Source organism: Zoogloea sp. (assembly GCF_028693495.1).
Lineage (GTDB): Bacteria > Pseudomonadota > Gammaproteobacteria > Burkholderiales > Rhodocyclaceae > Zoogloea.
The window spans coordinates 1-12,553 of the sequence record NZ_JAQUVG010000100.1; the positions used below are offsets into that span (position 1 = coordinate 1).

Genomic DNA, 12,553 nt, shown 5'->3' on the forward strand with positions numbered 1-12,553 from the left:
ACCAGCAGGGCCGCCACCAGGAAATTGCGGGCAACCACCCGGGCATACCCTTCCGAGACCCGGGCGCCCGACGCATAGCCCAGAGCCAGGGCCAGCAGAAACAGGCCGATGGTCGGTGCCGTGATGACGATGGAACTGCCCACATGGGGCACCAGCCGGCGCAGGGCAATCACCTCGGCGCCCAGGGAACAGAACCCTTCGATGAAGACGATGAGATAGAGCAGCGGACGGGACATGGGATTCAGGCGTGAGGTGCCGGGCGGGCCAGGGCATCTCGCCAGGCTGCCGCCAGGGCGGGATGGAAGGGATCATGGCCGCAGCCGGGAATGGGGATCAGGTCGCTGCCGGGAATCGCCACATGAAGGCGAACCCCATTCCCCGGGGGGCAGACCAGATCATCCCCACCGTGGATCAGGGTGACCGGCAACGCCGCCAGCGAGGCGCAGCCAGCGAGGAAGGTGGTCTCCTCAAGAAAACAGCCCGCCAGCAGATAATGGGCCTGAAGCCGGTACTTGAGCACCAGGGACTCCCGGCCTGCGGCATCAGGTTCCGTGAGAATGGCGGCCGGGTCCGCGACCGCCTGTTCATAGCGCTGCCAGGCCAGAGCCGCTGCCCCTGCCACGCCGGCATCCGCAGCCCCCAACCGATCCGCCAGCGCGGACAGCAGCGTCTCCGGAGAGGCCTCCGGCAGGGCCGCCGCCAGGGCCTGCCAGGCGGCAGGACGATGGCGCGCCACCCCACGGAAAAACCAGTCGATGTTCCCGTGACCCGGCATGAAGCTGCTCCGCAGCACCAGGCCGGAGACGGCCTGCCGGTGGGCCTGGGCATAAGCCAGCCCCAGGGCTGCCCCCCAGGAGCCCCCCGTAACCCGCCATCGTCCGACCCCCAGGACGCTGCGGAGCCTCTCCAGATCCGCCACCAGCCGGGCCGTATCGTTGGCCTCCGTCCGCCCCCGGGGCTCGGAACGCCCCGCCCCTCGCTGGTCTGGCAGGATCACCCAGTGACGGAGGGGGTCATACAGGGTCTTCAGACGGGGCGTACAGCCGCTGCCGGGCCCACCGTGCAACACGAGCACCGGCTCTCCAGCGGGGTTGCCCCAGGTCTCCACGAACAGGCGATGACCTTCACTGACGGGTAGGAAGAAAGTGGTGGAACGGTCGTCCGGAGGCACAGGCATCAAATCATGATTTTCGTGAGGCAGGAGTATGCCGGCCTTTGCCAAACTGCGCTCCACGGTGATGCCATCCGGCAGACCCGAAACCATAAACCCTAAAACTGGAGACTCATCATGACCTGGATCACACCCCAAGCCTGCGATCTGCGTTTCGGCTTCGAAATCACCATGTACATCGCCGCCAGGTGATGGAGCCCGGACAGACCGCCTGCGGTCTGTCCCCCCATCTCGCGGCAGCGAATCGGCGTTGCCCCCCCAGCGCCGCAACGTCCCTCACAGCCTCAGCGGTCACATCCAGCCATGAAGATCCGAGTTCTCGGCTCCGCCGCCGGCGGCGGCTTTCCCCAGTGGAACTGGTACTGCGCCGACTGCCGGGGCGTACGTGCCGGCAAGGCGAGTCTGCAGCGCCGGACCCAGTCGTCCATCGCAGTGAGCGCCGATGGCGACCGGTGGACCCTCGTCAATGCCTCGCCGGACATCCTGCAGCAATTCCAGCACTTTGCCGGGACCTGGCCCACGGAAGGCCTGCGCGGCTGCGGCATCGAATCGGTCGTCCTGGTGGACGCCCAGATCGACCACACCACCGGCCTCTACATGCTGCGCGAAAAGGGCAGCCCGTGGCCGATCTGGAGCACCGATCCTGTGTTCGAGGATCTGACCCGGGGCAATCCCATCCTGCATCTGCTGGAACACTATTGCGGCGTGGCCCGCCAGCCGATCCCGCTGGACGGCCGCAGCTTCCACCCGCAGGGCGCTGCCCGCCTGAACTGGCGCGCCATGCCGCTACTGTCGGCGGCGCCGCCCTACTCGCCGCACCGGGGCAACCCGGTGCCCGGCGACAACATCGGCCTCACCATCATCGACCCGGCCAGCGGCAGGCGGGTGTTTTACGCCCCCGGCCTGGCCGAGGTGGACGACGCCGTCTTCGACGCGATGCGCAGCGCCGACTGCGTGATGGTGGACGGCACCTTCTGGACCGACGACGAGATGATCAGTCTGGGCCTCTCGAAGAAGCGCGCCCGCGACATCGGCCACCTGGCCCAGAGCGGCCCCGGCGGCATGATCGAACAGCTCGCCCGCCTGCCGCGCCATGTGCGCCGGGTGCTCATCCACATCAACAACACCAACCCGATCCTCGACGACAGCTCGGCAGAACGCACGGCCCTCACCGCCGCCGGCATCGAGGTGGCTTTCGACGGCATGGAGATCACCCTATGAACGCCAGCACCCAGCGCCCCTGGAGCCCCGAGGAATTCGAAGCCCAGCTGCGCGACAAGGGCACGGCCTACCACATCCACCACCCCTTCAACGTCATGCTCAACTCCGGCAAGGCCACCCGGGAGCAGATCCAGGGCTGGGTGGCCAACCGCTACTACTACCAGATCATCATCCCGCAGAAGGACGCTGCAGTAATGTCCAACTGTCCGGACCGGGACGTACGACGGGAGTGGATCCAGCGCATCCTCGACCACGACGGCCACGGCGACGACCCGGGTGGCATCGAAGCCTGGCTGCGCCTCGGCCAGGCGGTGGGCCTCAGCCGCGAGGAGATCGTGGACCAGCGCCACGTGATCCCTGCGGTACGCTTCGCCTGCGACGCCTACCTCAACTTCTGCCGCCAGCGCCCCTGGCAGGAGTCCGTGTGCTCCAGCCTCACCGAGCTGTTCGCCCCCACCATCCACAAGCAACGCCTGGCCCACTGGCCCGAGCACTATCCCTGGATCGAGTCCGACGGCCTGCAGTACTTCCGCAACCGGGTCACCCAGGCCCGCCGCGACGTGGAACAAGGCCTGGCGATCACCCTCGGCTACTTCGATACCCGCGCCGCCCAGCTCCGCGCACTCGACATCCTCAAGTTCAAGCTCGACATCCTGTGGTCGATGAACGACGGGATGATGATCAAGTACGGTCTGGAAGGCGGCGTGAAGGGCACCGTCCAATGAGCACCGGCAGCACCTTCGGCGCCCGCCCGGCCATCAACCGGCTGTTCCGCTTCCAGTGGGAGCCGGCCCAGCAGGCCCACGTGCTGCTGTACCCGGAAGGCATGGTCAAGCTCAACCAGAGCGCCGGCGAGATCCTCAAACGCTGCGACGGTGAGCGCAGCGTGGCGGAGATCGTCGCCGACCTGGAGGCCGCCTTCAACGCCAGCAACCTGACCGCCGACGTGGAAGCCTTTCTGAAAATGGCCGACGAACAGAACTGGATCACCTGGAAGGACGAATGATGGAACCGCTGCTCGTCCCCCGCCGCCCCGGCCCCCTGTGGCTGCTGGCCGAAGTCACCTACCGCTGCCCCCTGCACTGCGCCTTCTGCTACAACCCGGTGGACTTCGCCCAGGCCGGGCCGGAGCTGGCGACGGAGGACTGGCTGAAGGTGATCCGCGAGGCGCGGGAGATGGGCGCCGTCCAGTTCGGCATCTCGGGCGGCGAGCCGCTGCTCCGCGACGACATCGAGATCCTCGTCGGCGAAGCCCGCAAGCTGGGCTTCTACACCAACCTGATCACCTCCGGCGTGGGCCTCACCGAGGCGCGCCTGGCGGCCCTCAAGGAAGCCGGGCTGGACCACATCCAGCTGTCCTTCCAGGACGCCACCCGCGAAACCAACGACCTCATCACCAACACCCGCAGCTTCGAACTGAAGCGCCAGGTGGCGGCGATGACCAAGGCCGCCGGCTACCCGACGGTGATCAACTGCGTGCTGCACCGGACCAACATCGACCACCTGGACCGCATCATCGAGATGGCCGTCGAAATCGGTGCCGAATATCTGGAGCTGGCCAACACCCAGTACCACGGCTGGGCCTTCCTCAACCGCGATGCCCTGATGCCCACTGCCACCCAGCTGGCCGAAGCCGAGGCCGTCACCGAACGCTGGAAGGCCAAACTCGGCAAGCAGATGCGCATCCTCTTCGTCACACCGGATTACCAATCGAAGAAACCCAAAAAGTGCATGAACGGCTGGGGGGAAGTCTTCCTGTCCGTCACCCCGGACGGCCTGGCCCTGCCCTGCCACACCGCCCGCATGCTGCCGGGCCTGGAATTCCCGGACGTGCGCGCGCACGCGCTGGACTGGATCTGGCACGACTCCCCGCTATTCAACCGCTTCCGTGGCACCACCTGGCTGCCGGAAACCTGCCAGCGCTGCGAAGACAAGGAGAAAGACCACGGGGGCTGCCGCTGCCAGGCCTACATGCTCACCGGGAAGGCCGACGCCACCGATCCCGTGTGCCCCAAGTCGCCGGACCACGGGCTGATCGAAACCGCCCTCACGCGGGCGGAAGACAACCGGCATACCCGCCCACTGGTGTTCCGCGACCCCAAGGCTTCACGCCGTCTCGACCGGGCTTTCTGAGCCGGGTGCCACACGCCTGAAACAGTCGGCAGGTTCAATCCGGAGCCCAGTGACCCGTGCTCCGGAGGTTGCCATGCCCGGCCCCCTTGCCATCACCCTGCTCCCAGCGGACGACCACAACGGCCGCATGGCTGCGGCAACACTGCTCGAGACCGCCTTTGCCGACGGCGGCCGCTATGCCCGCAGCCGGATCCTCACGCAGCTCTCCCCCGAGGTCCCCCCCTTCTACCGTCATGCCTTCATTGCCCGACGGGAGGGCGACATCGTGGGCGTGGGCTGCCTGAAGGCCGCCGACTGGGCCTCCGACACCCACATCCTGCACCTGTCCGCCGTGACCGAAGCCGCCCGCGGCCAGGGGATCGCCCGGGCCCTGGTGTGCGCCCGCATCGCCTGGGTCCGGGAACACTTCGACTGCGGCCGCCTGCTGGTCTCCACCGCCCACACCCGGCGCTTCGTCCGACTCGGTTTTCGCAGCGTGGGCACGCATGCCGCCGGGGAACGCCGGCTGATGATGATGGAATTCAGCCGATGACCGCTCTCCGGATGCCACCAACTCGACCTTGATTCGCGCCAGCCGGGGTTTATGCTGGATGACATGGGCGCACTGCAGAAGAACAGCCACCGGCCCCCACGTCAGAACCAGGGAGAGGCATCATGGCGGATACCATCAGGATCACCCTCAAGGGACACGCAGCCAGCTCCGAAGGCCTGTGGCTCACCAGTGCAGGACAGGCCTCCAGCCTGTTCAGCGGCTGCACCGCACACAGCGTGCGCCTGGAGGGGCCAGACAGCCGGGGGCGCAGCGAGCTCCTGAGCCTGGACATTCCCCCTACGGCCCTCGTGGAGGTGGAGCTGGACGGCGACCTGCGCTTCTGGACCACCGCCGACACCCTGCGCGAGCGTCTGGCCGATGACACCGACGACACCCACCGCAGCCTCCCCGGCGAGACCTGGAGCCTGCCCAGCCAGCTCAGTCTCCCCGGTGCCCGGCGCGGCCTGTTCGGCAAACTGGCACTGAAGGCCCTCCACTGGCTCGACATCAAACCCGACGACGCCCTGCGCGACACCCTCGTGGAACGTGCCCAGAACCGAGCCATCCCCCAGGAGGGTCTGTTCCCGGTGGGCGCCGACGGCAGCCTGGGGGCCCGCCTCAGTGCCCCCATCCCGGACGGCGAGCGCTGCCTGATCCTGCTCCATGGCACCGCGTCCAGCACCGAAGGCAGCTTCGGCAAGCTCTGGAAGGAGCAGTCCCGCCAGTGGAAGCGCCTGCAGGCGCACTTCGGCGACCGGATCTACGCCCTTGAGCACTGGACTCTCACCCGCAGCCCCCTCGAGAACGCCCGGGACGTGGCGCGCCTGCTCCCCCGGCGGGGCCAGGTCAGCTTCCTGTCCCATTCCCGCGGCGGCCTGGTAGGTGAGCTGCTGTGCCTCGACCCGGCCAACTTCGGGATGGATGATGCCCTTGCCAGCCTGGACGCCACCAAGCGCGGACGCGACCCGGCCTGGGACCGCGCCGTGGACGTCCACAAGGCGGCCCTGCAAACGGTGGTGGGCGAACTGGCTGCCCGCCCGCACCTGACCATCGGCCGCTTCGCCCGGGTGGCCTGCCCCAGCCGCGGTACCAGCCTGGCCGGCGACAAGCTGGACAACTGGGCCTCCCTGATGGTGCTGGCCGCCATCGGCTGGGAAATGCGCCAGTCCGGCCGGCGCAGCCTCCTGGCCGGTGCCGGGACCCTCGCCCGGTACGGGCTCGACCTGCTCGGCGAGACGCTGGCCGCCGTGGTGGCCAGCCGGCGGCGCCCCGACCAGCTTCCCGGCCTGCAGGCCATGATGCCGGGCTCGGCGCTGGTGGGACTCCTCAACGGCGCGCCGGCCCGCGGGGCGCTCTTCGTGGTGGCCGGGGACTGCGCCCCCGAAGAAGGAGAGGCCCTGTCGGCCTTGCGCATCTGGCTCGCCGACCGCTACTACGAACGGGACCACGACCTGGTAGTGGACACCCGCTCCATGTTCGACGGCGCGCTGCGTCCCGCCCTGCCCAGCGGAGCCCGGGCCCGCATCCAGTTCCGCAGCGGCGCGGACGTCAATCACTTCAGCTACTTCCGCAACGACGACAGCGCCACAGCCGTGGTGGGCGCCCTCCTCCAGGACCCGGACAGCGACCGCCTGTTCAAGGATTACCAGGGCGACTGGCCCCTGGACGACAGCACTGGCGAGGCCCACCGCGGCCTGTTCGGTCCCCGGGAACTGGCCGAACCGGGAGACGACCGGGCCCGGGGCATCGTAGTCATCGTGCCGGGTCTGTGCGGCTCCCAACTCCTGGCCAGCGGCCGGGAGATCTGGGCCAGCATCCCGGCCCTCGCCCTGGGAGGCTTCACCCGCCATCTCCAGGCCCGGGACAGCCGCGTCACAGCGGGCAAACCCCTCGACGGCACCTACCTGCCCCTGGCCAACAGCCTGCGCCAGCGGGGCTATCAGGTGCGCATGGCCGGCTACGACTGGCGCCTGTCCCTGCACGATGCAGCCCCCGGACTGGCCGGCATGCTTCGCGACAGCATCGCCCAGGCCCGTCGCCTCAATCGCCCCCTGCACATCGTCGTGCACTCCATGGGCGGCGTACTGCTGCGCTACACCTTCGCCACCACTGACGGGCTGTGGTCCGAGTGGAACGGCCTGCCCGGAGACCCCCGGGTGCTGATGCTGGGCACCCCCAACAAGGGCTCCCACGCCATCACCCTGCTCATGACCGGCCGGGACAGGTTCTTCCGCCAACTGGCCCTGCTGGACATCACCCGCTCCCAGAACGAGCTGCTCGGCACGGCGGCCCGCTTCACCGGCGTCATGGAACTGCTGCCCTGGGACCCCAGCGGAGCCGACAGCGAGATCCGCCTCCCCGCCACCTGGAGCCGCTTCAGGGCGGCGGATGGTCCCGGTGCCCAGGATCGTCCGGAACCCGACGCCGACGCCCTGGCCGCCTCGTCGCGGATCTGGGAAGTCCTTGCCCGACATGATCCCCTGATCGACAGCCCGCGCCTCATCTACGTGGCCGGGCAGGCCGACCAGACCCCGGTGGTGGCCCAGGTCAGGGACAACCGTTTCGAACTCCTCGTCACCCCCGAAGGGGATGGCCGGGTCCCCTGGTCCACCGGCATTCCGGAGGCCTGTTCCCTCGGCGGCCGGTCCTACTTCACCCGCATCGAGCATGGCGACCTGCCGTCCGTCACCGAGCTGCATGACGCCTACCTGGAGCTGCTCGAAAAAGGCCGCAGCAATCGCCTGTCCAGCGAACCGCCGGTCCGCCGTGGGGCAGGTACCCGCCCCTGGCGCAGCGACGAAGCGGACGCCACCCTCTACCCCACGGCAGCAGAGCTGATGGCTGCGGCCACCGGCGGCAGCCTGCGCTCCGCCCGCAAGACCGTGAAGTCCCGCTACCGCAGCGAGGTTCGGGTACTCCACGGGGATCTGCTGCATGCCGAATCGGCGGTCATGGTCGGCCACAGCTGGGGTGCCAACGCCCTCGAGTTCACCGAAAAGCTGATCGACCAGGCCCTGGGCGGGCGCATGCAGCGCATACTCGACGCCGGGCTGCACGCGGGAGCCCTGGGCACCCACAGCCTGTACTGCAAGCAACCCGGCGATCGCTACACCGAAGGCGCCATCGTCATCGGGATCGGCCGCATCGGCCAGCTCAGCGGCGGCCAGCTCAGTCTGGCCGTGTCCAGGGCTCTGGCCAGCTACGCCGTCGAGCAGCTCAACCTGGCACGACAGCAGGCCCCGACCGCCAGCACCCCGCTGGCACTGCCTGTGAGCACCCTGCTCATCGGCGCAGGCATCGGCGAACTGACCCTGGCCGACTCCGTCACCGCAATCCTGCGGGGCCACCGGGATGCCCGCCTGCGTCTCGAACGCGCCGGCCTTGCCGACATGCTGCGCCTGACCCGGCTGGACATCATCGAGGTGCTGGAAGACCGGGCCATCCATGCCCTGCGTGCCGCCCAGGACGCCGTCGAGGTGGATCCCCAGCTGGCCCGGGCCTTCTACGTGGAGACCGCCATCCAGCCCCACCAGGGGGCGCGTCGGCGGGCCAGTGCCGTCAGCGAGGACGGTCAGTGGCACCGCATCGCCATCAGCTCCATCGGCGGCCAGGACGGCACCGCCCGGCTGATGTTCGACGTGTCTGGCGAACTGGCCCGGGCCGAGCGCACCTACAACGCCGTGCCGACCGAGGACATCCGCGAATTCGTGCAGAGCCTGGTGGGCACCACCCGCGACCAGGAGCAGGTGGGACGCGCGCTCTTCGAGCTCATCGTCCCCAACTGGCTCAAGGACCTGGCCCCCGACCAGCGGCGCTCCCAACTGATCGTGGACGAAGCCTCGGCCAGCTACCCGTGGGAACTCCTGCGCGACCGCGCCAGTGAACTGGACGGGGACAGCGGCAAGCCCCTGTCAGTGCGCAGCGGCCTCATCCGGCAGCTGGCTACCGGTGAGTTCCGCACCAACGTCCGGCGTCCTGAAGGCTTCCGCGCCCTGGTGGTGGGCGACCCGGACAGGGGGGACTGGGCCCGTTACCTGCCCCCCTTGCCCGGCGCCGTGGAGGAAGCCCGCGATGCCGCACAGCGCCTGGAAGCCGCCGGCTTCAAGCCCGCCCTGCACCTCCAGAGCGAGGCACGCCAGATCCTCCTCGACCTCTACAGCGAGGAATGGCGGGTGCTTCACTTGTCGGGCCACGGTATCTACGCGCAGGACATCCCCGCCACCGGCACCACCGGCCCGCTGCACCAGGGCACCGGCATGGTCATCGGCGCCGGCCGCCTGCTACGCCCCGCCCACATCGAACAGATGCGCGCCGTCCCCGACTTCGTGTTCCTCAACTGCTGCAACCTGGGCAAGATCGAGGACACGGCCGGCCAGAGCCTCAGCGGCCGCCCCGGCAGCCCAGCCATGGCCGCCAACCTGGCCACCGCCCTGATCCGGGCCGGCGTGCGCTGCGTGATCGCCGCCGGCTGGGAAGTCCAGGACGACGCCGCCCTGTGCTTCGCCGGCGAGTTCTACGAACACTTCCTCAAGGGCACCAGCTTCGGGGAGTCCGTCCTGGCCGCCCGACGCAAGACCTACGACAAGTACGCCGACGCCAACACCTGGGGTGCCTACCAGTGCTACGGCGACCCCGGCTTCGTGCTGGCGCACCCCTACCAGGCCACCCCGGTACGCAGAGCAGCGCCCGACTACGGCCACCTGGTGGCGGCCAGCGAAGCACTCTGTGAGCTGGAACGGCTGACCCTGAGCGCCCATCACGCCGGCGGGCTGGGCAAGGTTTACACCCCCCAGCCGGTGATCCGCGCCCTTCAGGCGGTCTGCGAACGCCAGGGCTGGATCCGTCGGGGCGACGTGCTCGAAGGCTTCGCCCGCCTGTGCGCCGAGCACACCCTGCATGAGCAGGCCATCGACTACTACCGGCAGGCCCTCCTCGCCCCCGATGGCAGCGCGTCCCGACGGGCCGAGGAGCAGCTCGCCAACATGCTCACCCGCCACGCCGCCACCCTGATCACCACCGACCCCACCCACGCCACCGGGCTCCTGGACGAAGCGGACGCCGTCCTCGGTCCTTCCCAGGGGGCTGGGCTGGCCAGCCCCGAACGCCATAGCCTCCGGGCCGCGGTGATCCGCCGGCGCATCGCCCTCCAGCTGCACACGGAAGCCGACCCCGACACCCTCCTCGGCCTGCTCCGGGCCATGCACGACGGCTACCGGCAGGCGGAGACCTGCGCCCTCCAGCGTCAGGACGCCAGCGCCTACCCCGGACTCAACGCCAACCAGAGCGCCGCCCTGCTGATCCTGGCCGGAGTGCCCGACGGCGACCGCCTGCGCGACGCCGCCCACGCCAGCCTCGAACGCATCCGCAGCGAACTCCGCCCCGAAGCCCAGGCCCAGAGCTTCTGGGACCGGGCCGGTCACGCGGACTTCGCCCTCGCCGACTGGCTCCTCCAGCCGCCCGGCAGCAAGGCCGCCGCACCCCGACGCAAGGGCGGCGACGGCGAAAGCCCCCTGGCCGAGCGCTACCGGGCCCTGCTGGACAACGGTGCCGGTAGCCCGCGGGAGCAGGAATCGGTGCTCTCGACCCTGCGCACCCTGCAGGCCATCGCAGCCGCGCTGCCCCACCCCGGCCTGGTCCCCGTCGCCAAGGGTCTCGCCGACCTGCTCCGGCAGCTCAAGCGCTGACGCCCCGGCCCCGGCTGCGCAGCAGACGCCGGGGCCCGGCCGGGGCACTGTATAATCGCGGGCTCTTTCGAAACACCCGACCGCATCATGTCCGCTGCTGCCCAGGAAATCGCCCGCCGTCGCACCTTCGCGATCATCTCCCACCCCGACGCGGGCAAGACCACGCTGACCGAAAAGCTCCTGTGGTTCGGCGGTGCCATCCAGGTGGCCGGCGAGATCCGCGCCCGCAAGGCCGCGCGCCACGCCACCTCCGACTGGATGGAACTGGAAAAGCAGCGGGGCATCTCGGTCACCTCGTCGGTGATGCAGTTTCCCTACCGGGAGTGCGTCATCAACCTGCTCGACACCCCGGGCCACGAGGACTTCTCCGAAGACACCTACCGCACCCTCACCGCGGTGGACTCGGCGGTCATGGTCATCGACTCGGTGAATGGGGTGGAAGCCCAGACCATCAAGCTCCTCAACGTCTGCCGGCTCCGCGACACCCCAATCGTCACCTTCATCAACAAGCTCGACCGGGAAGGCCGCGAGCCCATCGAGCTCCTCGACGAGATCGAATCCGTGCTGGGCATCCAGTGCGCCCCCATGACCTGGCCCATCGGCATGGGCAAGCGCTTCCGGGGTGTCTATCACCTCTACACCGACAAGATCCAGTTCTTCGACCCCCAGGCCGAAAAGGGCACCTCCGAGATCATCGACGGCCTGGACAACCCGCGTCTGGACGAACTGATCGGTGAGCAGGCCCTTGATCTGCGCATGGACATCGAGCTGGTGCGCGGTGCCTCCCACACCTTCGACCGGGACGCCTACCTGGGGGGCAAGCAGTGCCCGGTGTTCTTCGGCTCGGCAGTGAACAACTTCGGTGTGCAGAGTCTGCTCGACGCGGTGGTGGACCTTTCCCCCGCCCCCCTGGCCCGCCCGGCCAAGAGCCGCCAGGTGCAGCCCGACGAGGAAAAATTCTCCGGCTTCGTGTTCAAGATCCAGGCCAACATGGACCCGAAGCACCGGGACCGCATCGCCTTCATCCGCGTTTGCGCCGGCCGCTTCGAGCGGGGCGGCAAGTTGAAGCAGGTGAGTACCGGCAAGAGCCTGGCCATCAACAACGCCATCACCTTCATGGCGCAAGACCGCAACACCACCGACGAAGCCTGGGCCGGCGACATCATCGGCATCCCCAACCACGGCACCATCCACCTGGGCGACACCTTCACCGAGGGCGAAGACCTTCAATTCACCGGCATCCCCAGCTTTGCCCCGGAATACTTCCGCCGCGCCCAGATCAAGAACCCCCTCAAGATGAAGCAGCTGCAGAAGGGCCTCGAGCAGCTCGCCCAGGAAGGCGCCACCCAGCTCTTCCGCCCCACCACCACCAACGAGCTGATCCTCGGCGCCGTGGGCACCCTGCAGTTCGACGTGGTCGCCCACCGCCTGGAGTTCGAGTACGGGGTGGACGTGATGTTCGAGTCCTGCAGCTACGCCACCGCCCGCTGGCTGCGCGGTTCCGAAACCGACCTCAAGGCCCTGGTGGACAAATCCCCTGCCAACATTGCCCTCGACGGCAACGGCGACTACGTCTATCTCGCACCCAACCGGGTCAACCTGCAGATGGCCCAGGAACGCTTCCCCAACATCCAGTTCCTGGAAACCCGCGAGATCTACTGAGCCTGTCCGTCCGCCTCACAGCGCATCGAGCAGCTTCATGAAGTTGCGCTTGCGCTTCCACTCCAGCCGGACCTCTGCCAGTTCGTCACCGAACATGCCCAGCTGCTTGTGCGCCCGCCGCAGCGCGCGGATTTTGTTGACGATGGCAAA

General features: G+C 68.7%; 9 protein-coding genes and 1 pseudogene. 8 read left to right on the plus strand and 2 right to left on the minus strand.

All coding sequences use genetic code 11. The features are described from left to right. Window positions 1-236 (minus strand): annotated as a pseudogene (locus tag PHD22_RS14130) (methyltransferase type 12); the annotation flags it as partial. A 5-nt stretch (window positions 237-241) separates the two neighbouring features. Further along, complete coding sequence (locus tag PHD22_RS14135; protein WP_299868145.1) at window positions 242-1,177, minus strand: alpha/beta fold hydrolase; 936 nt, start codon at window positions 1,175-1,177, stop codon at window positions 242-244. A gap of 111 nt (window positions 1,178-1,288) precedes the next feature. Here PHD22_RS14135 and pqqA point away from each other — a divergent pair, with 111 nt between their 5' ends. The 8 genes from pqqA to PHD22_RS14170 all read left to right on the plus strand — a co-directional run bounded on the left by pqqA (window position 1,289) and on the right by PHD22_RS14170 (window position 12,403). Beyond that, a complete protein-coding gene (pqqA, locus tag PHD22_RS16940; protein WP_366520743.1) occupies window positions 1,289-1,363 on the plus strand; it encodes a pyrroloquinoline quinone precursor peptide PqqA in 75 nt (24 codons plus the stop codon). Window positions 1,364-1,474: 111 nt separating this feature from the next. Next, entirely contained in the window at window positions 1,475-2,392 is a 918-nt protein-coding gene (pqqB, locus tag PHD22_RS14140) for a pyrroloquinoline quinone biosynthesis protein PqqB (protein ID WP_299868148.1), read from the plus strand. Continuing rightward, complete coding sequence (gene pqqC / locus PHD22_RS14145; protein WP_299868151.1) at window positions 2,389-3,117, plus strand: pyrroloquinoline-quinone synthase PqqC; 729 nt, start codon at window positions 2,389-2,391, stop codon at window positions 3,115-3,117. Before pqqB ends, pqqC begins: the two co-directional genes overlap by 4 nt. Continuing rightward, window positions 3,114-3,398, plus strand: a complete 285-nt coding sequence (gene pqqD, locus PHD22_RS14150; RefSeq protein WP_299868154.1) for a pyrroloquinoline quinone biosynthesis peptide chaperone PqqD — start codon at window positions 3,114-3,116, stop codon at window positions 3,396-3,398. Before pqqC ends, pqqD begins: the two co-directional genes overlap by 4 nt. Next, the gene (pqqE, locus tag PHD22_RS14155; protein ID WP_299868157.1) at window positions 3,395-4,525 is read left to right on the plus strand and encodes a pyrroloquinoline quinone biosynthesis protein PqqE; all 1,131 of its coding nucleotides are present in this window, start codon (window positions 3,395-3,397) and stop codon (window positions 4,523-4,525) included. Before pqqD ends, pqqE begins: the two co-directional genes overlap by 4 nt. A 73-nt stretch (window positions 4,526-4,598) precedes the next feature. Further along, window positions 4,599-5,057: a GNAT family N-acetyltransferase gene (locus PHD22_RS14160; RefSeq protein ID WP_299868160.1), complete on the plus strand. Its 459-nt coding sequence runs from the start codon at window positions 4,599-4,601 to the stop codon at window positions 5,055-5,057. 122 nt (window positions 5,058-5,179) lie between these two features. Then, window positions 5,180-10,741 carry a CHAT domain-containing protein gene (locus PHD22_RS14165; protein ID WP_299868163.1) on the plus strand — a complete coding sequence of 1,854 codons (5,562 nt, stop codon included), beginning with the start codon at window positions 5,180-5,182 and terminating at the stop codon, window positions 10,739-10,741. Between the two features lie 87 nt (window positions 10,742-10,828). Beyond that, complete coding sequence (locus tag PHD22_RS14170) at window positions 10,829-12,403, plus strand: peptide chain release factor 3 (protein ID WP_299868166.1); 1,575 nt, start codon at window positions 10,829-10,831, stop codon at window positions 12,401-12,403. The last annotated feature ends 150 nt before the right edge of the window (window positions 12,404-12,553 follow it).